This window comes from Neobacillus mesonae, assembly GCF_001636315.1.
Lineage (GTDB): Bacteria > Bacillota > Bacilli > Bacillales > Cytobacillaceae > Neobacillus > Neobacillus mesonae.
On sequence record NZ_KV440949.1, the window covers coordinates 599,562 to 620,144 of the forward strand.

The 20,583-nt window shown below is 38.7% G+C and carries 21 protein-coding genes and 2 pseudogenes; 1 reads left to right on the forward strand and 22 read right to left on the reverse strand.

The features are described 5' to 3' along the window. Positions 1–237 precede the first annotated feature (237 nt). The 6 genes from spoIVA to A6749_RS03000 all read right to left on the reverse strand — a co-directional run bounded on the left by spoIVA (position 238) and on the right by A6749_RS03000 (position 6,354). Entirely contained in the window at positions 238–1,716 is a 1,479-nt protein-coding gene (gene spoIVA, locus A6749_RS02975; RefSeq protein ID WP_066385058.1) for a stage IV sporulation protein A, read from the reverse strand. A gap of 330 nt (positions 1,717–2,046) precedes the next feature. After that, the gene (locus A6749_RS02980; protein ID WP_066385061.1) at positions 2,047–2,757 is read right to left on the reverse strand and encodes a hypothetical protein; all 711 of its coding nucleotides are present in this window, start codon (positions 2,755–2,757) and stop codon (positions 2,047–2,049) included. Positions 2,758–2,788: 31 nt separating this feature from the next. Beyond that, entirely contained in the window at positions 2,789–2,974 is a 186-nt protein-coding gene (locus A6749_RS02985) for a DUF2768 domain-containing protein (RefSeq protein WP_066385068.1), read from the reverse strand. Positions 2,975–3,195: 221 nt separating this feature from the next. Beyond that, positions 3,196–4,251 (reverse strand): NAD(P)H-dependent glycerol-3-phosphate dehydrogenase, encoded by a 1,056-nt coding sequence (locus tag A6749_RS02990; RefSeq protein ID WP_066400724.1) that lies wholly within the window; start codon positions 4,249–4,251, stop codon positions 3,196–3,198. A gap of 19 nt (positions 4,252–4,270) precedes the next feature. Further along, complete coding sequence (gene der, locus A6749_RS02995) at positions 4,271–5,581, reverse strand: ribosome biogenesis GTPase Der (protein ID WP_066385069.1); 1,311 nt, start codon at positions 5,579–5,581, stop codon at positions 4,271–4,273. 164 nt (positions 5,582–5,745) lie between these two features. Continuing rightward, positions 5,746–6,354, reverse strand: coding sequence for a YphA family membrane protein (locus tag A6749_RS03000; RefSeq protein WP_066385077.1), 609 nt, complete (start codon positions 6,352–6,354; stop codon positions 5,746–5,748). A gap of 108 nt (positions 6,355–6,462) precedes the next feature. Between A6749_RS03000 and A6749_RS03005 the strand changes: the two genes are divergently transcribed. Continuing rightward, complete coding sequence (locus A6749_RS03005) at positions 6,463–6,603, forward strand: YpzI family protein (RefSeq protein ID WP_066385079.1); 141 nt, start codon at positions 6,463–6,465, stop codon at positions 6,601–6,603. Between the two features lie 47 nt (positions 6,604–6,650). Here A6749_RS03005 and fni read toward each other — a convergent pair whose 3' ends face one another. The 16 genes and pseudogenes from fni to A6749_RS03075 all read right to left on the reverse strand — a co-directional run bounded on the left by fni (position 6,651) and on the right by A6749_RS03075 (position 20,439). Beyond that, a complete protein-coding gene (gene fni / locus A6749_RS03010; protein ID WP_066385081.1) occupies positions 6,651–7,703 on the reverse strand; it encodes a type 2 isopentenyl-diphosphate Delta-isomerase in 1,053 nt (350 codons plus the stop codon). Between the two features lie 12 nt (positions 7,704–7,715). Continuing rightward, the gene (gene rpsA / locus A6749_RS03015; RefSeq protein WP_066385083.1) at positions 7,716–8,855 is read right to left on the reverse strand and encodes a 30S ribosomal protein S1; all 1,140 of its coding nucleotides are present in this window, start codon (positions 8,853–8,855) and stop codon (positions 7,716–7,718) included. A 165-nt stretch (positions 8,856–9,020) separates the two neighbouring features. Next, a complete protein-coding gene (locus A6749_RS03020; RefSeq protein WP_066385086.1) occupies positions 9,021–9,605 on the reverse strand; it encodes a lysophospholipid acyltransferase family protein in 585 nt (194 codons plus the stop codon). A gap of 2 nt (positions 9,606–9,607) precedes the next feature. After that, positions 9,608–10,282: a (d)CMP kinase gene (gene cmk / locus A6749_RS03025; protein WP_066385088.1), complete on the reverse strand. Its 675-nt coding sequence runs from the start codon at positions 10,280–10,282 to the stop codon at positions 9,608–9,610. 112 nt (positions 10,283–10,394) lie between these two features. Beyond that, positions 10,395–10,574: a YpfB family protein gene (locus A6749_RS03030; protein ID WP_066385089.1), complete on the reverse strand. Its 180-nt coding sequence runs from the start codon at positions 10,572–10,574 to the stop codon at positions 10,395–10,397. 106 nt (positions 10,575–10,680) lie between these two features. Further along, on the reverse strand, positions 10,681–12,030 hold the full coding sequence (ypeB, locus tag A6749_RS03035; RefSeq protein ID WP_066385090.1) for a germination protein YpeB: 1,350 nt from the start codon (positions 12,028–12,030) through the stop codon (positions 10,681–10,683). Positions 12,031–12,043: 13 nt separating this feature from the next. Beyond that, a complete protein-coding gene (sleB, locus tag A6749_RS03040; protein WP_236719758.1) occupies positions 12,044–12,769 on the reverse strand; it encodes a spore cortex-lytic enzyme in 726 nt (241 codons plus the stop codon). A 363-nt stretch (positions 12,770–13,132) separates the two neighbouring features. After that, positions 13,133–13,409 (reverse strand): annotated as a pseudogene (locus A6749_RS27490) (transposase); the annotation flags it as partial. A gap of 41 nt (positions 13,410–13,450) precedes the next feature. Beyond that, positions 13,451–13,558: pseudogene (locus tag A6749_RS29350) on the reverse strand (transposase); the annotation flags it as partial. Between the two features lie 231 nt (positions 13,559–13,789). Further along, on the reverse strand, positions 13,790–14,479 hold the full coding sequence (prsW, locus tag A6749_RS03045; RefSeq protein ID WP_066385093.1) for a glutamic-type intramembrane protease PrsW: 690 nt from the start codon (positions 14,477–14,479) through the stop codon (positions 13,790–13,792). A 129-nt stretch (positions 14,480–14,608) separates the two neighbouring features. Further along, positions 14,609–15,565, reverse strand: coding sequence for an asparaginase (locus A6749_RS03050; protein WP_066385095.1), 957 nt, complete (start codon positions 15,563–15,565; stop codon positions 14,609–14,611). A gap of 15 nt (positions 15,566–15,580) precedes the next feature. Then, positions 15,581–16,543, reverse strand: coding sequence for a YpdA family putative bacillithiol disulfide reductase (locus tag A6749_RS03055; protein WP_066385097.1), 963 nt, complete (start codon positions 16,541–16,543; stop codon positions 15,581–15,583). A gap of 83 nt (positions 16,544–16,626) precedes the next feature. Further along, positions 16,627–17,904 (reverse strand): Glu/Leu/Phe/Val family dehydrogenase, encoded by a 1,278-nt coding sequence (locus A6749_RS03060; protein ID WP_066385098.1) that lies wholly within the window; start codon positions 17,902–17,904, stop codon positions 16,627–16,629. A 275-nt stretch (positions 17,905–18,179) separates the two neighbouring features. Next, complete coding sequence (locus A6749_RS03065) at positions 18,180–18,761, reverse strand: genetic competence negative regulator (protein WP_066385100.1); 582 nt, start codon at positions 18,759–18,761, stop codon at positions 18,180–18,182. Positions 18,762–18,844: 83 nt separating this feature from the next. Beyond that, positions 18,845–19,612 (reverse strand): metallophosphoesterase, encoded by a 768-nt coding sequence (locus tag A6749_RS03070; RefSeq protein ID WP_066385102.1) that lies wholly within the window; start codon positions 19,610–19,612, stop codon positions 18,845–18,847. 194 nt (positions 19,613–19,806) lie between these two features. Next, positions 19,807–20,439, reverse strand: a complete 633-nt coding sequence (locus A6749_RS03075; protein WP_066385105.1) for a CBS domain-containing protein — start codon at positions 20,437–20,439, stop codon at positions 19,807–19,809. Positions 20,440–20,583 lie beyond the last annotated feature (144 nt).

The following is a 20,583-nucleotide window of genomic DNA, read 5'->3' on the forward strand; positions in this document are numbered from 1 at the left end:
ATGTGCCATTTTAATGTAAAAGCAGAAAAATAATGCCTGCCTTTCATTCTTTAACCTAGTTTATCGGTTAAAACCTTATCCTATAAGGTTTTTGGAGCACTTAACGTAATCTGTTAAAAGATTATCACAATCAATTCAGCATATCAAGAAGAAAACATGATTTTATGGTAATCTTTTCTTATGTTTCACAAAGTTTTCGACATAAACAAAAAAAGGACCCCCAAAAGGAGTCCAAAATTAGAGGATAATGGCAATTAACCCGCCAGATCCTTCATTGATGATTCTTTCAAGAGTCTCTTTTAATTTGTATCTGGCATTCTCAGGCATTAAGGAAATCTTTGCCTGAATCCCCTCTCGAACAATTGAGCTTAAAGAACGTCCGAAAATATCAGAATTCCAGATAGACAGCGGATCATCCTCAAAATCCTGCATTAAGTAACGGACAAGCTCCTCGCTTTGTTTCTCCGTACCGATGATTGGTGCAAATTCTGATTCGACATCAACCTTAATCATATGAATGGATGGAGCTACAGCCTTTAATCTTACACCAAATCGGGAGCCTTGACGGATAATCTCCGGCTCTTCTAAACTCATGTCTGCAAGTGAAGGCGATGCAATCCCATATCCAGTTTGTTTCACCATTTTTAAGGCATCAGAAATGTGATCATATTCTGCTTTGGCATGGGCGAAATCCTGCATAAGCTCCAAAAGATGGTCTTTTCCTCTAATTTCAACACCAACGATTTCTTTTAAGATATCATCGTAAAGTTCATCCGGTGCGAATAAGTCGATTTCTGCAATCCCTGTGCCCATTTCAACCCCGGCAAGACCCGCCCGGTCGATAAATTCATATTCACTGAAATGCTGGACCACCTGATCAACATCTCTTAATCTCTTGATATCTTTAACCGTTTCTTTTACTGCCTCTTGATAGCTTTCCCGCAGCCAATGATTCTCTTTTAACACCATTACCCAGCTCGGAAGATTAACATTTACTTCAAGAACAGGGAATTCATAAAGTGCTTCACGAAGAACATTTAATACATCACTTTCTCGCATGCTCTCGACACTCATGGCAAGTACTGGTATATCATATTTTTCAGATAAATTTGTTCTTAATGTTTCAGTGCTTGGATGATATGGCTGCGCACTGTTCACTACCATAATAAACGGTTTGCCAACTTCCTTTAATTCTTCAATCACTCGTTCCTCTGCTTCAATATAGTTGCTTCGTGGAATTTCACCGATTGTCCCATCAGTTGTCACGACAACTCCAATCGTTGAATGCTCTTGAATTACTTTCCTCGTGCCAATTTCGGCTGCCTCGTGAAATGGAATCGGCTCTTCATACCAAGGAGTATTAATCATTCTTGGTCCGTTCTCATCCTCATAGCCCTTTGCACCAGGAACAGTATACCCAACGCAATCTACAAGTCTAATGTTTACATCTAACCCCTCATCAACATGGATAGAAGCCGCCTGATTAGGGACAAATTTCGGTTCAGTGGTCATGATCGTTTTGCCGGCTGCACTTTGCGGCAGCTCGTCTTGGGCTCTTGATCTATCAGCCTCACTGTGTATATTCGGTAAGACGACCAGCTCCATAAATTTTTTAATAAATGTTGATTTCCCAGTTCGTACTGCACCTACTACTCCTAAATAAATATCGCCGCCGGTTCTTTCGGCAATATCTTTAAAAATATCGACCTTTTCCAAGTGATCCCCTCCTGATCATAGACTAAAGTGGGATAATTTCATCCATTTAGGTATTTTAGGACAGTATATGTTTATGACGTTGTCCTATCGTGTTATGACTGTTTTCGAAAATTTTTTAACCCCCTTCTTATGAATTCACAAGATATCATATCTATAGTGTTTGAGATTAAAATAAGTGGAGGGTTTCTATCTAAAGTTCATGTATATGAGCTTTGGTTGGTTAAATAGCTTTTACAGCAAAAAAACCCTTCTCCTACAATATATTTCGTAGAAAAAGGGTTATGACTAAAATTAGCGGTGCTAACATTATGAAAAGCTAAAAGCACCTATTTATTTCTCCAAAAAGATTGGCTCTTTTGTTTTCGCATCCATAGTATAAGGAAGGGAAAATGCCGGAACAAACATGGAATGGTCCACTAAAATTTTGCGGATATCCTCACCTGGCTTGACCTCATTAGAAGAATTTTTCAACGCCTCATATAGGTCTGGTCGGTAATCGACATATACTTTAGCATCTGTTGAAACAACAAATGTCAGATTTTTATTGGTAAATGGGCTGACAACATACGGAGGCTGATCATACCCTAATTTTTTAAAATCAATTGAATAAACATTTTTGGCAATTTCCTTTTTAAACGGCGGGAAGCCTTTTGTTTTAATTCGTAAGTTGATATCACGAATTGCCTCAGCAGCCCTTAAATCAAGTAATTTAACGGTTGGATTGGTTTCTTCATCTACTAACACGTATTGAAAAATCCCGCCGCTCTCAAACGCGTTTCCCGGCGCTTCCAATATATATTTAGGCGCAATTTTTTTAAAATCAATCGGATATTTTTGATATATTGGTGTATCAGCTTCCTTTGTTTTAATAGGCAGAATACCGCCGTTATCCTTTCTAAAATCATCTACTGCCTGCTGTACGGTCTGAATTTGATCTTTATAAGGAACTTGGTTCTGTGCCAGTTCTTCTTTCGGATACATGCATCCCGTCAAAAGAAGCGTGGTAAAAACAAAAAGAAAACCAATTATTTTCCACTTCATATAATCACCTTTGTTATGTAATTTCGCTAAATCATGTTAAGAAGACAACGAGCAATGTTAAACCGGCGCAAATCATAAATACATATGCTATGATCGCGGTGATCAAGCGAAATATCCCTTTAAGTTTATACCTGCTGAAATAAATCGTTATGATCGCAAGAAACATCAATCCCATTCCTGCAATGGAAATCCACATTTTTATCATACCTGGTGACAACTTTATTCCCCCCTTAATTCGATTGTTATTATAGCATAGGAATCGAATTCTGCATAAAAAAAGCTGAAGTAAAGGGGGCGTCTTCTTTACTTCAGCCAGATTGAGACTAAATAACCCATTCGCCAGGCGTCATACTACCAATTTTGCTTCGTTGCATTGTATGCATTTAGAATACAAAACGTATCGACGAATGCCCACTTTTGAGGAAAAAAGCACATTTTTTATCCTTCTTCGTTTCTTTCCTCCAAAATATTGACTAAATCCTCCATCTCATGTGTTTTTCCACGTGACATCAGCACATCTGCAGCTTCCTTAGCATCCTTGCCATTAAATAACACATCGTAAAGGGCCGCTGCAATTGGCATTTTAACCTCATATTTTTTCGCAAGCTGATAGGCTGCTTTCGTCGTTCGAACACCTTCAACAACCATTCCCATGCTTTCTAGAACCTCATCAAGCGATTTTCCTTTTCCAAGCATATTACCCGCTCTCCAGTTTCTGGAGTGAACGCTTGTACAAGTAACAATTAAATCACCAATCCCAGCTAATCCGGCAAATGTTAAGGGATTTGCTCCCATTTTCGTACCAAGACGTGCGATTTCAGCCAACCCTCTTGTAATCAATGCAGCCTTGGCATTATCACCATATCCGAGGCCGTCCGTGATCCCGGCGGCGAGTGCGATGATATTTTTTAAAGCACCGCCAATTTCCACTCCAATTACATCGGAATTAGTGTACACACGAAAATTATGGTTGATAAATAAATCTTGAATTTTCTCGGCTGCCTCCATATTTTCCGAGGTAACCGTAACCGTAGTCGGATGTCTCAAGCTCACTTCTTCCGCATGGCTTGGACCGGAAAGAACGACAATAGCCTTTAAAAGGTGCTCAGGCATTTCTTCCTTAATCATTTCTGAAATTCTTAATAATGTATCTGGTTCAATCCCTTTGCTTACATGTGCAATAGTAATTGGCGCCTTCAAAACTTCCCGCATTTTTCCGATTACTTCGCGAATTGCCTTTGTTGGCACTGCCAGTATAACCGTTTCAACCCCGTCCAAAGTATCAGGAAGGGAAGCATAGCCTGTAATTAAGTCTGGTAGAGTGATTTCCGGCAAATACTTTTTATTCGTATGAAATTCATTAATCTCTTTCACCTGCTGTTCGTTATGACTCCATAAACGAACTTCATGATTATTATCGGCCAGAACAATCGCCAAAGCCGTTCCCCAGCTTCCTGCACCAACAACTGCAATAGTTTCATGTTTTTTTTGCATGATTACACCTACTTCTAACTTATTTTCTTTCTCTAGCAAATATTTTAATCGGCGTACCTTCGAAGCCAAAGGCATCTCTAATCCGATTTTCAAGGAAACGCTCATACGAGAAATGCAATAATTCAGGTTCGTTCACAAAAATCACAAATGTCGGCGGTTTAACAGAGACTTGTGTTGCATAATAAATTTTTAACCGTTTCCCTTTGTCTGTAGGGGTTGGATTCATTGCTACAGCATCCATAATAATATCGTTCAATACACTGGTTTCTACCCGCATTGAATGATTTTCGCTAGCTAAATTAATCATTGGCAGCAGAGTGTGGACTCGTTTTTTCGTTTTTGCCGATAAAAAGACAATTGGTGCATAATCAAGGAATAAGAAATGATCCCTAATTTTCTGTTCAAATTCTTTCATTGTCTTTTCATCCTTCTCAACTGCATCCCATTTATTAACGACAATGACGACTGCCCTTCCCGCTTCATGCGCATATCCGGCAATTTTTTTATCTTGTTCAATGATGCCTTCTTCCGCATTAATAACGACAAGAACAACATCTGAGCGTTCAATCGCTCTTAACGCACGAAGGACACTATACTTTTCGGTGGTTTCATACACTTTTCCTTTTTTACGAATGCCTGCCGTATCAATGATTACATATCTCTGCTCATCGTAGGTATAAGGAGAATCGATCGCATCTCTCGTAGTACCAGCAATATTGCTGACGATTACACGCTCTTCACCAAGAATGGCGTTTACTAACGAGGACTTTCCGACATTCGGACGTCCAATTAATGAAAATTTAATAACATCCTCATCATACTCTGTTTGATCGAGCTTTGGAAAATGTTTTGCCGCTTCATCTAATAAATCACCAATTCCTAACCCATGAGAACCTGAAATAGGAATTGGTTCACCAAAACCAAGGGCATAAAAATCATAAATCTGATCACGCATTTCCGGATTATCGATTTTATTAACGCCTAATACAACCGGTTTCTTGGTTCTGTATAAAATTTTAGCTACCTCTTCATCAGCAGCTGTAACGCCTTCCTTGCCATTTGTTAAAAAAATGATAACATCGGCTTCATCCATGGCCACTTCAGCCTGCTGCCGGATTTGCTCCAAGAACGGCTCCTCGCCAATATCAATCCCGCCGGTATCAATAATATTAAAATCATGCGTCAGCCACTCTCCGGAGCTGTAAATTCGGTCACGGGTTACTCCGGGTATGTCTTCAACGATAGAAATCCTTTCTCCTACAATTCTGTTAAAAATAGTAGATTTTCCCACATTAGGCCTTCCGACAATGGCAATAACAGGTTTAACCAAATACAATCGCCATCCTTTCTATTTCAATAATTAACCATCAACCAATTTACGAAGTAAGTGTTAATGAAAAATAAACCCTTCTAAGGCAGTAGAAGGGCCAACCTTTATAGTGTAGCAAATGTTAAACCTTTCCCGCAATGGAAAGTGTTATTACCATATAGAAATCATGATGATTTTTGCTTTTCTTTTTCCAGAAAGGGGAAATAATTCTGCAGGAATGAACCGGCATTTTCAAGAATACTCCAACTTATAAGTAAAACGGCAATTAACGAACAAACATCTAAATAGCCAAAAGACCCAACAGCATAGGGGATTTGAAGTTTATTTAAAATATAGGCCGTTAAAAATTCACCCTGCATTGTACCGCTGACGGCAACAATTAATCTGTTTTTTAGATTTTTTTGCAAAAGAATCGCTAAATACCACATGCATATGCTAATCATCCATTCTTTTTTAAAGATAATCCAAATAGGATCAAAAATTTCAAATAAATGAAAGGAAGCATACGCAATAGATATTATCAAAGAACAAATTGAATGATAAATAATAATTTGATGTTTTTCATTTGCTAAAAAATAATAAGAAAAAAGTAATAAGATTAGACCACTCCAAGCTATTTCAATTCTTCCAAATATAAATTGATGGTTTGAAAAAATAATCACAGTGAGTACGATAAAAGCCAATTTTAAGCGATATGGGTTCTTTTTTTCTAATAAAAACGTGGCATAAACCCAAACAGCCCAAAAAAACCAAAAAAATACAGCTCCTTCCACAACATTCACCTCCTATCATTTCCATTATTGGTTCGCAATATGTATTTTCATACACTATTGAATAATATTTTCCCTCGTGAATCATTATAAATAGAGGAGGTGTGGAGGATGGGAAGAGATCGTCAAGAAAAAAAGTTAAAAGCCTCAAGAAGGGTAGAATCGGATCGAGATCAAGCATTGCATTATCCTGGTGCCACGAAACTATCAGGCCCTGAGGAAGCTAGAGGGCTAAACGATGGAAAAAGATAACCAGCACCATGCAAAAAGCTCCCGCACCGCGGGAGCTTTTTTATTTGTTAACGTCTGCTATATAATGTTGTATCAATTCCTCTTTGATGTAACCAGTGATACGTTTCCCCTTTAATCATCAGCGGAGTTTTTTTCAAATCTGCCACATTAGCAGCTCCTAATGCCGTCATAATAATTGACATTTCATGCTGGAGCGTTTCAATCTCTTCTTTCAAAGCATCAATTCCTCTTTCAATGAGGGTCTGTAAAAAATACCCTGCCATTCCAACGGCTTCGGCACCAATCGCGATTCCTTTAACAATATCCATAGCTCCCTTAAAACCGCCGGAACCTAGGATTGCTGTACGGCCGTTCGCAGCCGAATCAGCCTCAATAATGGAGATTGGAGTAGGTATGCCCCAATCGGCAAAAAAAGACAGGGCACGCTCCCTGCGGTTATTCTCTATTTCCGCAAAATTGGTTCCACCAAAGCCGCCAATATCGATCATCGACACTCCCGCCGCAATCAGCGTCTTGACTGTTTCACGCGACATACCGAAGCCTACCTCTTTCACAATGACCGGAACATCAACGGAACGGACGATTGCTTCGATTCTATTTAAAGCCCCTGTAAAATCCCGGTCCCCTTCAGGCATTGTCAGCTCTTGAATAACGTTTAAATGAATCTGCAAAGCATTCGCCTCTATCATGTTAACCGCCTCTTTAGCCTGATCAGGCGTTGCTTCACTTCCAAGATTTGCAATCAATATTCCAGAAGGGTTTTCTTTTCTCACTACTTCAAATGTGTATTTTTGGGATTTGTCTTTAATCGCTGCCATTTGCGAGCCTACAGCCATTGCTAATCCAGTGGCACCGGCGACCTGCGCAAGCTCCTTATTTATGCGATACGTTTTGTCGCCGCCCCCGCCCGTCATTGCATTGATAAAAATTGGCGAACTTAAAGAAAGTTCGCCAATTGAGTGGTCTAATCGAACATCGAGCATACTGATATTAGGCAGACTTTGATGAATAAACTTTATATCATCAAAAGCGGAGAATGGCTTCTCCTGGTTTGCAAGGGCAAAGCGAATATGATCCCATTTTCGTTCAGATCTCGACACGGATTATCACCATTATTTTCTTAAATTCTTTAATTTGTCACCAATAACTTCCCCAAGCTGGAAGCCTTTTGTCTCTTCAGGAAGTTCATAATCAATTTTTTCTTCAGCTTCTTTTTCAAGCAGGTCTTTAATGCTTAATGATAAACGTTGTTCAGCTTCATTCGCATCCAATACCTTAACAGAGACTTCCTGTCCCTCTTTTAGGACCTCATGAGGCGTACCAATATGCTTATGGGCGATTTGGGAAATATGAACAAGTCCTTCTACTCCCGGGAATACTTCTACAAAAGCACCGTAGGATACTAATCTTTTAACTGTACCGGTTAAGACACTGCCTTTTGGAGCCTTTTCAGCAATATTGGACCAAGGTCCAGGTAAAGTTTCTTTGATGGATAATGAAATTCTTTCATTGTCACGGTCAACACTCAAAATCTTTACTTGAACTTTTTGACCCTCTTGTACAACATCTGACGGCTTATCAACATGTTCATGTGATAGCTGAGAAATATGGACTAGACCGTCAATCCCGCCGATATCAACGAACGCACCAAAGTCGGTAATTCTTTGAACCGTTCCATCAATCACCTGGCCAGGCTCAAGTGCTCCAAGACGGCTTTGTTTTTGTTTTCCCTTCTCTTCTTCAACAACCGCGCGGTGTGAAAGAATCAGGCGATTTTTATCTTTATCAAGTTCTACAATTTTAAATGTTAGATTACGTCCTTTGTAATCACTGAAATCTTCAACAAAATATGTTTCAACCAATGATGCAGGAACAAACCCGCGTACACCTAAATCAACCACGAGTCCGCCTTTTACAACATCTTTAACTTCTGTTTCAACCACTTCACCGGATTGGAACTTTTGCTCTAAACTTTCCCAAGCTTTCTCAGCATCCACTTTTCTCTTTGAAAGAATTAATGCCTCTTCTTCTACTTTTAATACTTCTAATTCCAGTTCGTCGCCTTCCTGAACAGCATCTGATGCTTTTTCAATATGCAGGCTTGAAAGTTCGCTGATTGGAATAATTCCATCTAGTTTACTTCCTTGAATATCTACGAGCACCTGCTTTTCTTCTACCTTCGTAACTTGTCCGGTAACCTTTTCGCCAACTTCAAAGCTTTTCACTTCTACTTGATTTAATTCTTCAGACATATGTAATCCTCCTTAATCCATTTGGCTGCAAACCTATAAATCCTTTATTTACTTAAGAGCATTCCAGAGCAAGCTTGAAAAAATTGCCCTAGGTTAACTAAGAATATTCGAAAAAGAATCTCAATTAATAACTTCTTATAAATAAACTATTTTGTCAAGCAGAACCTATCGATGCTCTTTAATAAGTTTATGAATTTCAGACATAATTAATTCAGTCACATGTTCGGCAGAGGCTTTCTCCTGCCGCAGTGATTCCATCTCAATTGGTTTTCCAAATACTACTTTTAGTCTTTTAAAGCTTTTATATGGGCCTATTACTGCACATGGAACAACCATGGCGTCTGTCTTTAATGCGAAAAAACCTGCGCCAGCCAGCCCTTTTCCAAGTTCCCCGGTCTTACTTCTAGTTCCCTCAGGGAAAAGGCCTAAAACATGTCCCTCTTTTAAAACATTTAATCCTTTTCTAAGTGCCTCGCGATCGCTCATTCCCCGTTTTACTGGGAAGGCATTGCATTTCCTGACAATCCCGCCGAGTACAGGAACCTGAAAGAGTTCTTCCTTAGCCATAAAATGAACCGGTCTTGGGGTAGAAATCCCTACGATAATCGGATCAAAATTATTAATATGATTAGAGCATAGAAGAATCCCGCCTTCATTTGACGGAAAATTTTCAAGTCCAATAACCTGAACACGGTACCACGGTTTAAAGATTGCATTAACAACAGATCTAGCAAATGTGTAGAAGGTCACACCTAACCAATCCTTTCGTCCACTAAAGCCATAATTTGATCGACTACTTCGGGAATGGTCAAAGAGGTGGTGTCGATTTCAACAGCATCCTCGGCTTTTTTTAATGGAGCTGCTTCTCTTTCAGAATCAATCTTATCTCGAAGGGATATTTCTTGCTTTAATCTTTCCAGGTCAGATGGGAAACCTTTTTGCATGTTTTCAGTATGGCGGCGCAATGCCCTCTCCTCTACACTTGCAAGTAAAAACACCTTTACTTCTGCATTTGGCAGTACATGGGTTCCAATATCCCGGCCGTCCATTACGACTCCGCCGCTTTTCGCAAACGATTGCTGCCTCCTCACCATTTCTTCACGCAACTTAGCGTGTTTTGAAACGATGGAAACAGAATTGGTTACTTCAGATGTACGGATTTCTTTTGTCACATCTTTATGGTCGAGATAAACTAATTGTCCATTTTCAGAAGGAAGCAGTTCAATTTCTGTCGCTAAAAGGGTATCTAATAAAGCTTCTTCATCTTCAAGATTTAGATTTTCAATAATCGCTTTATATGTAATAGCCCTGTACATTGCCCCTGTGTCGATATATACATAGGATAATCTTTCAGCGACAATTTTTGCGACGGTGCTTTTCCCGGCGGCTGCCGGTCCATCAATGGCGATTGATAATTTCTTCTTCATAAATCCTCCTAAATTTCGCTTCTTTGCTGTCTCTCTCTATTTTACCATAAGAAAAAGAAATGCTTCTTAATTTTGCATGTAATTTCATAAAAATAAAGCAGGCAGCCCTGCTTTATTTTTCTTTTATCGTTTGAAGAATGTCAGTAAATGTATTTTCATTGACTCCTTCATATTTTGCTAATTCTTTTACTTCCGGCAGCAGGTCAAGTTGATGAAAAAAGAACTGAGTCACCACTAGAAATATAAATTGGACTATAATAAGCTTAATTAACAGCCTCTCAATTTTTTTCAAGCAAAATCACTCCATTAATCACGATATTCCTATTATTGGAGCAACAGCAATATTTTATGCTGTCTGTAAAGACTATATGAAAGAAAGGAAAAGCAGGTGCTTTTCCCTATAATACATCTTCGTATATACCTTCAGAGTCCTTTAATTTTTCGACTTCTTCTTCTCTTCCATTATCAGCGTTAATAAAAATGCGGTACGTATCATTTTTAATCGTGCCAAGGAATTCGTAACACAGCACTTCTTTATTTAAATCATTGACAATGACCGCTTTTCGATCCTCCATCACCTTAAGGTTTGGATTTACTTTACTCCGCGCCTCTTCCATTGTGATCGCCGCTTTGCCAATTTTCCTTGATTGCAGTGATTTTAAGTACTCTTCAGCAGACACACCAATGATATCTCCATTATCAAGTGCTACCTTCATCTTGATTGCTTCAGGATATATTCTAATGCCATTTTTATTTGTTACAAAATTAAAGACACCGGTATTGTCATATTGAGTACTTTCAAAAAGCTCTAATTCAGTAAATCCCGTATCCTTTAAAAATTTCTGGGCTTTTGTCATCGCCTCATGTAAGCTGATTTTTTGTTTTTTTACATCGCGATGATTAATAAACCAAATCGGATGTCCGCCTTTTTTAGTAATATCCATACTGCCTTCTTGACCTGTTTTCTCATTTTTTATCGACACACTGTAAAAGCCATAATCAGATCCTTTTCCATTCTCTGTTATTTTCACCTTTGTATTTCCATCAATGTTCATATATTTTTTGGCAATCTTAATTGCTTGATTACGTGTGATTGGATTTCCCTTAACGTTTTTAAAGTTCTCATCCTTTTTTTGCATATTCTCAAATGTCGGTCCAAAATCTGTTTCATCAAAACCGGTTACCGTTTTTTCCACAGTTTTAAATCCGTCGATGATTGTATTGTCTGTTGTTTCCTTCCCAGAGGCAAGAGCCAACTCCACATCCATCCAGCGTAGGTTATTTTTCAAAACCATATGCTGAACTCTGCGAAGCTCGTTTTGAATATCGCCTGATTGTTTATACAATACATTTAATGTGTTGTACTCTTTTTCTGTCAATGGCTCCTTATCTAAGTCTCTGATCGCCGTCCGATAGCTAAAATTACCGATGTTCGCCAAGAATTCCTCTGTCTTATTAAATGGTAACAATGTCAGCGGGAGCTGCCCTACATCATTATGCGCTTCTGAGGTAATTCTCCAAACCTCAGCCAATGATGGCGACAATGAATGTCTTGAGTTCATTGCCAGCGTTGCCCCAATTTTGTCGTGTAATAAATCCATTTGATAAGTAAGGCCGTGGAAGGCGCGTTGGTAGTTATTCTCCGAATTTAAAAGGATTGCATTTTTTTCTTGATGCTCTTGGTAGCCCCAATACCCGGTGCCAATTACTCCGAGTGCTAACACTCCTATTAATATACCTCTAATCACTTTTTGTTCACCTCTACTTACAAAAAATATGTTTCCCAATTCTTTTGATTTGCGGTCTTGACCAAATCCATGCGCTTGTTGCTGTAGCAGGATTAAAATAATAGAGGGCTTCACCTGTTGGATCCCAGCCATTAATGGCATCGATCACAGCTTTCTTAGATGTTTCATTTGGTGTAAGCCAAATTTGGCCGTCTGCAACTGCCGTGAATGCGCCAGGTTCGAAGATAACACCAGAAACGGTATTTGGAAAAGAAGCGCTATTAACGCGATTTAAAATCACTGACGCTACCGCCACTTGGCCGATATACGGTTCTCCTCTTGACTCACCATGGACAGCATTGGCCATTAATTGAATATCATTTTGTGAGAAACCTTTCGGAATATTGACAGCGGTTGCCTTTTTAGAAGTATTATTGGCATTCCCATTGTTTGATGAAGCATTATTACTCTTCGTATATTTCGTTGACTTCAGGAGCTTTTCCTTTGTGGTGGACCCTGCCAGTCCATCAATTGGCAAGCCAAATTCATACTGAAAATTCCGCAATGCCCAGTAAGTTCTCCAACCAAAAACCCCATCAATTTTACCGGTATAGAAACCAATATATTTTAGTCTTGATTGAAGTTCGATCACATCTTCGCCAACTGCACCACGCTGGATTACCTGATTGGAAAATGCTTGTGCCTTATCGGCATGGATTAACGGCTGAGAAGCGCATAATAATGTAACAGCAAGCATCATTCTTAATAAACTTTTTTTATTCATGGAATACGAACCCCCATTGTAAATCTTTTAACAGTAACCCTATTTTCTGTTATATTGGTGTTTTTATTCCATTAAATACAAAACCCTTCATTATGAATGAAGGGCAGATTGTCGAGAAAGGGTATTTTTCTCGGCAATTTTTCAGTTTGTCAGACCTAAAATACGGATTATATAATAAGATTGACCATGCTAACGGGGCCTGTTGATTTCCGCTCCGGGCACTCGCTTTCCGCGGGGAGGTCCTGGAGCCTCCTCGTCGCTTTGCGCCTGTGGGGTCTCCAGTGACCTCTCGATCCCGCAGGAGTCGAGTGCCCTCCGCTCCAATCAACAGGGAACAAATCAACCTAAAGAATTGCAACACACCTTTTCTAACCTAGTTAAATGTGTTGCAATCTTTTTTATATTTTGGCAGGCTGCAGTAAGGAGAGCCTGTTCACTCGCTTTCTTCAATCCCTGTAACTGGCAGTAGCGAAGCCCATGCAGCTCTTCCCGAGTCTGCAAAGCTTCGCTCAATTTTTTCCTTTCTAAATTTATAAAGCAGTTTTCCCGATTTAGATAAGCGATTTAACCTTACCTTTTCTTTGTACTCCTCCCATACATGTCGTGTCACAACTTTACTTTATTTTTTGAGCGTGACATTGGAATAGTAATCGGTGTTGACCAGCTAATCGTGGAGTAATGTGGTACTGAATCCTTGAATTTTAAACCTAAAAACCAGCGGTAGGCTATGTTTGTTCTTATTTCCCTTTCTAATCTCTTTTGGCTTAAACATTGATTTCTCCACTTATTTAAATTATTTATTTGTTGAACGGAAGGTCTTTATTGAAACACACACTGTTGATTGGAGCGGCAAGCGAAGCCGCCTGGAGCGGAAATCAACAGACCTATTGAAAAGCTTATATATTAATAACATTATAACAAATTAACGCGGTGAATTGTTGAAGAGTAAATATAAAATAAAAGGCCATCGAAAGTTTTTCGACAGCCTGCCCTTCATTATGAATGAAGGGTTTTTTGAACTGAATATTGTTTTTTAAAATGATTGGCACTTAATATTTTTGCTTTTTTGACCTTCGTTAAGCCAAACCACCAGAGAAAAATCATAAATGGAAAAATAATATATACCCAATGTTCTAATGACAAAAGAATAAAATCATAAAAACTATGAAGAATATACGGAATAAACAGCGATAGAATCAGCCATTTCGCTTTTGTTCCCTCAGTAAATTTTGCTTTTCCCAGGTAAAAACCCATGATCACTCCGAAAAGCGCATGGCTGGATACAGGCAAAAGAGCCCGGGACATAGCATGCCCGACACCGTTTGCAATTAAATAAAAAATATTTTCAATTGTTGCAAATCCTAATGATACGGCAACTCCATAGACAATTCCATCAAACGGTTCATCAAATTCTACATGCTGATAAACCGCATAGAAAAGGACGAACCATTTAAAAAACTCCTCTAAAAGACCTGTGCTAAAGAAGGCATCAAAAAGGTCTGATTTAACCAAATGCTCGGTTTCGAGAACATGCTGAATAAACATGATCGGGAACACAAGAAGCGCCCCATAAAGGAATGTCCGCAGCACAAACGAAATCGGCTCTGGTTCATATTCATCTTTTAAATAAAAATAACTGAGCAATGCCAATCCGGGGGCAATCCCGGCAGATAAGATTCCCAGCATGATGAACCTCTTTTCAAAAATTCCATTTTCTTAATCGTATCATGAAACTTACTATCTATAAAATGAAAGATTCATCTTTTTGACTGTTTTCTCTAGAAAATCTGGATATATTTAACAACACTTTAAAGTCTAAAATTCAATTCGCTCTAAACCGCTGGCAAGGGCAACAGCCAATTTGATTCTTGCCTTTTTCGAGTCATTATCACTGCCAAGAATAACACCTTTTTTATAGAGGTCGTAGGCACTGCCCAAATAATCATAGGTAGTGTAAACCGCCCCCTCCTCGGCGCTGGTGGTAATAACCAATTTAATCCCAGCTTTAATAGCAGCCTCGATCTCTTCCATCATGTTCGGAGCCACTTGTCCTCGCCCAACTCCTTCAAGAACAATCCCCTTCACCCCGGATTCTCGTGCAGCCTTAATAAATTTCCCGTCGGCGCCAATATAACACTTTATAATATCCACTTGCGGTATTGGCGATTGAACAGCAAAACATTCTCTCTTTAACGGTTTTTGATAGAGATGTACTTGGTCATTATCAATAATCCCAAGGTAGCCAAACCCAAAAACGTTAAACCCTTGAATATTGGAAGCATGCTCTTTTTTAACATATCTTGCAGCAAAAATACGTTCATTAAAAACAACCACTGTACCTGCATCATGTAAATCACTAGAACAGGCGGTATAAATCGCATGCCGTAAATTAATATAGACATCACTTCCTAAGTCTTCAGGAGAACGCTGTGAACCGGTAACCACAACGGGCCGCGGGTCCTTTATCGTTAAATCGAGAAAATAGGCAGTTTCCTCCATTGTATCGGTACCATGGGTAACTACAACACCAGAAATCGTTTCATCTTTAAAATATTGTTCTATTTTCGCTTTTAGGACTAATAAATCATCAAAGGTAATATGGATACTTGCTTTTTGGAATACGGATTCAACTATTACCTCGATATCATCGGGGAGCTGACACATCGCAGCCAGTTCCTCCCCAGTTAAGGCGCCAGATGCTAATTTACCGGATTCCTTATTCGGTTTACTGGCGATTGTTCCACCTGTTGTTAACAAGACCACTTTTTTCAATTCTTAATCACCCTTCTATTCATTTTTTAAAATGCAGCTCGCAATTAAGCCGCCATGGAACCGGCCATTTTCAATAAATATTTCATTTGCATTATTACCCGCAGCAATGACACCCGCGATAAAAATTCCCGGAATATTTGTCTCCATTGTTTCCGGGTCAAACATAGGTCTTCCGGATTCTTCATCAATTTTCACACCCATAGATTTTATCAATTTATGATTTGGGTGATAGCCGGTCATTGCAAAAACAAAATCATTACTGATTGATTTCTCAGTTCCGTCTTTCATATAAATGAGACTATCTTCGGTTATTTCCTTTACATGCGAATTAAAATGCATCTCAATTACCCCGTTACGGACTAATGATTCAAACTCAGGTAAAATCCATGGTTTAATGCTAGGAGAATACTCATTTCCTCGATATATAACAGTAACTCTTGCTCCCGCCTTTACAAGCTCTAGTGCAGCATCAACACTAGAATTTTTCCCGCCAATTACACAGACATCTTTATCAAAGTATGGATGGGCCTCTTTGAAATAATGAAATACTTTTGGTAAAGATTCACCGGGAACATTCATATAATTTGGATGATCATAATAGCCGGTGGCAATCACGATATAACGAGCGTGATAGGTGTCTTTAGAAGTATGAATAAAAAAGGCATCTTCTCCTTTTTCCACTTTTATTACTTCTTCATATGCATTAATGCGTAAATCCTTCCGTTTCGCCACTTCCCGATAATAGACAAGAGCCTGATTTCTTTTTGGCTTATAGCTGTCAGTTACAAAAGGAAAGCCGCCAATTTCCAATTTTTCACTTGTACTAAAGAACGTTTGGTGTGTCGGATAATGATAAATTGAATTAACCACATTGCCCTTTTCAATGATAAGCGGATTTTTCCCTATTTCCTGTAATGCAATTGCTGCTGCGAGCCCGCATGGACCAGCACCAACGATGATAATATCTTCATTGTGCACGGTGAATACACTCCTTATAGAAAACTTGCCATAAAAAAACTCCTACCTGATAATGATAGGAGTTTTTCTTGTATATTTCAATCTTAAATCCAGCCTCTGAAGCGGCTTGCTTCTGCCATTTTTCTTACACCGACCATATAAGCAGCAAGGCGCATATCAACACGGCGTGTTTGCGCCGTATCATATATATTATTAAATGATTTCACTAGAATCTTTTCAAGCTTCTCTTCTACCTCTTCCTCAGCCCAATAATAACCCTGGTTATTTTGAACCCATTCGAAGTAAGACACAGTTACACCGCCAGCAGATGCAAGCACATCAGGCACTAACAGAATTCCACGCTCAGTAAGAATTTGGGTTGCTTCCAATGTTGTTGGCCCATTAGCTGCCTCTACAACAATGCTTGCCCGGATATTATGAGCATTTTCTTCTGTAATTTGATTTTCAATCGCTGCCGGAACAAGAATATCACAATCCAGTTCAAGAAGCTCTTTATTTGTAATTGTATTATCAAACAATTTAGTAACTGTACCAAAGCTGTCTCTTCGATCTAACAAATAATCAATATCGAGGCCGTTTGGATCATAAAGGGCACCATAGGCATCGGAAATACCTACGACTTTCGCACCTGCATCATGCATAAATTTTGATAAATAGCTTCCGGCATTACCAAAGCCTTGGACAACTACTCTTGCACCTTCAATATCGATTCCGCGTTTTTTGGCAGCTTCACGAATACAAATGGTTACCCCTTTTGCAGTAGCTGATTCACGTCCATGGGAACCGCCAAGAACGAGCGGTTTACCTGTAATAAATCCAGGAGAATTAAATTCATCAATTCGGCTGTATTCATCCATCATCCAAGCCATGATCTGAGAGTTTGTAAATACGTCAGGTGCTGGAATATCTTTTGTAGGTCCAACAATCTGACTGATTGCCCGGACATACCCACGGCTTAACCTTTCAAGTTCTCTAAATGACATATCACGCGGATCACAAATAATTCCGCCTTTACCGCCTCCATATGGAAGGTCAACAATACCACATTTTAAACTCATCCATATTGATAAGGCTTTCACTTCTGTTTCAGTTACATTCGGATGGAAACGGATTCCACCTTTAGTAGGTCCAACAGCATCGTTATGTTGTGCCCTGTAACCAGTAAATATTTTAACTGAACCATCGTCCATTCTAACTGGAATCTTAACTGTCATCATACGTAATGGCTCTTTCAAGAGCTCGTATACCTCTTCAGGATAACCTAACTTTTCAAGAGCTTTGTGAATGACTGTCTGTGTTGATTTTAACACGTCATGCTGTTCCTCTTGATTAGTCTTTTCTGTACCTTTTTCGGCTACCATTTGTAAACCTCCTAAGAAATCACTTTTACGAATGTTGTCCGCTTTCAGTCACAAGTATACACCTTTAATTGATTAATGCAAGAACAAAAATTAGCTTTCTGTGTTTTATTTTACGAATATGTAATCGTTGCCATTCTTATTTTTTAGATAATAATAAATTTCAAACATCTAATGCAAAAAAAAGAACCAAAATCCTTGACGGAAGGCATTAGGAAAAGGCTCCACTTCCGGAAACCTTTTCCCCTTCTCCCGCAAAAAAATTATCCTAGGATATATTATTTAAAATGCTGGATGATTGTTTCAACCGCATTTTGTTTTATTATGACCCTTCCATATTCACTGAGAATATGTGGACTTAGAATTGAGGTATTCCCAAACTCCGATAAAATACATGCCGCCATTTTGTTTTTTTCCGTCTCTGATTGATCCATTAATAAATAGTAGCGATTATTCATCGAATACACACTGCCCCCAAAAAGGGAGATGGATGAAAGCCTCTTTGCTGCGTTAATAATATCCTCGAAATCTACAAACTCAAATAATAGCTTTTCCAAGCCGCAGGCCCTAACCTGCATTTCAATAAATCCGTCATGTAATACTTCATCAGAGTCTTTAAATTCCTCAACGGTAATGATCATAATCATTCCCTGTGCTTGAAGGGAAAACACTTCAACCGCTACGGATCCTTGGATTTCCACATTAAATTCTATACTCGCCTCTTCGAGCATATCATGAAAAAGCTGATTCCATTTCCCTGCATCCTTCCAAATATCTTCCTTTGAAAGACCCCGATCCATCAGATCATCAGAGGTTAAAAAAATTTTTATCTTATTTGCTGTTAAGCGTTCTAAGCGCATGTTTTAGCCCCCTGCTTATGACTACTGTTGATTTTAGTGTATGCCTCGGGGGTGTGTTTGTGATTGTCTTTATTAAACCTTGATTAACCTCGAGATAGTGATACCAAATGACACTCTGCCGGTGCACCTAATCTTAATGGAATGGCGGTTGTACCGTACCCATTACTAATTAGCAAGGTTGTATTTGCCAATTGTTTTACTCCGCCTCTTTTTTGCAGACTATATCCTAAGATATGAATTTGACCGCCATGTGTATGGCCGCTTAATACCAAGCTTATTTTATGTTCGGGAAGAACTTTTTCTGTAATGGCTGGATAGTGGCTGATTAGGATTTTAAACCCATCATAATCGGTTTCCTTAAGAGCCCAATCCAGCCGGTCCCGCTCTTGGCCAAGATCATCAACTCCAAGAAGAAATAACTTCTCTCCTTTTTTAGATTTTAATGTAACTGCCGAATTACTTAATATCTTAATTTTTAACTCAGCCATCATTTTTACTAATTTATGATAATTTATTTCATAATCATTATTGCCCCAGACAAAGTAGACTGGGCCTATTTGCTGCAATTTACGTAAATTGGTTTTGACTCTTTTGAAAGGTACTCCCTTTTCCATTAAATCTCCGCCGATTACAACGAGGTCTGCTCTCCCTTTTACCATATTAATAATTTTATCTGATATCGTGCGCCGATGGATATCGGAGATAAAGAAGATTGTCAGTTTTCCAAATGATTCCGGAAAATCAGGAAAACAAAAATCATGCTCTACCACATGATTTAGAAAAGCTTCATGCAGCATATATAACAACAGACATATACCTGCCCCAAACAAAAGTAAAATAATAATAATCATCCTATTGCCCCGTTTCAAAGATCAATTCCTTCTAAAAAAATCATAACATAACGAAAACTTTGACCAAAAATTTAAAGGAAAACAATTGAAAGTTTATGTAACTAATTGAACCGAGTCACCCACTCCATTAAAGGCAAAAAACCCCTCCATAACAATGTATGAGAGGGATGAAAAATCTTTCTCCTTTAAAATATCTAAACTTCCTGAATACTTAATATACGGAAGCCATGTTCTTCGAGTTTCTTAACGAATTTATCGATATTATCTTTCTTTTCAATCTTCATGACAATTCTTCGGACCAATTTATCGGTTTCATCGAAAGTAACTAGTGAGATGATATGCTCATGAAAATGATGAGCAATTTCAGAAAGACGGGCAATTCTTCCTTCCGTTTCCACAGATGTAAAGGCAATTCTAACTCCTGGACGATTTACTCCAAATGCACTTTCAAAGGAACCCAATACATCCGAACGGGTAACCACGCCTTGAAAGACATGATTTTCATCGACAACCGCAAGCAGAGGAAAATCCTTTAAATCAAGCATGGTTCTCTCGAACAGTTCCGTACCAATTAAGTATTGGTCATGGTGAGTCGCAATGTCTTTCATAAAGGTTGTCGTGAGGTAATCTTCCTTTTGTTTGTTAGAATTAAAAAAATTTTGGAATATACCATATCGTGTGACTACACCTAGATAGCGTTCACCCTGCAAAACCGGGAGTCCGTCAATTTGATGCTGCTCCAGCTTATCCAAGGCAGCTTTTAACGTGTCATTTTCTTGGGCAGTAATACATTCATACTTTGGTATCATTATATGTTTTACAAACATATCCCATCACCTCTAGAGTATAGTACTTTCACCTTATTATACTTCGACATGACTGTTAAATACCCTCTTATTTCGTAATGATTTATGTCATTTTATAATAAATGAAATCATATGTTTAAATGATGCTGAATATTAAGGGAGGGT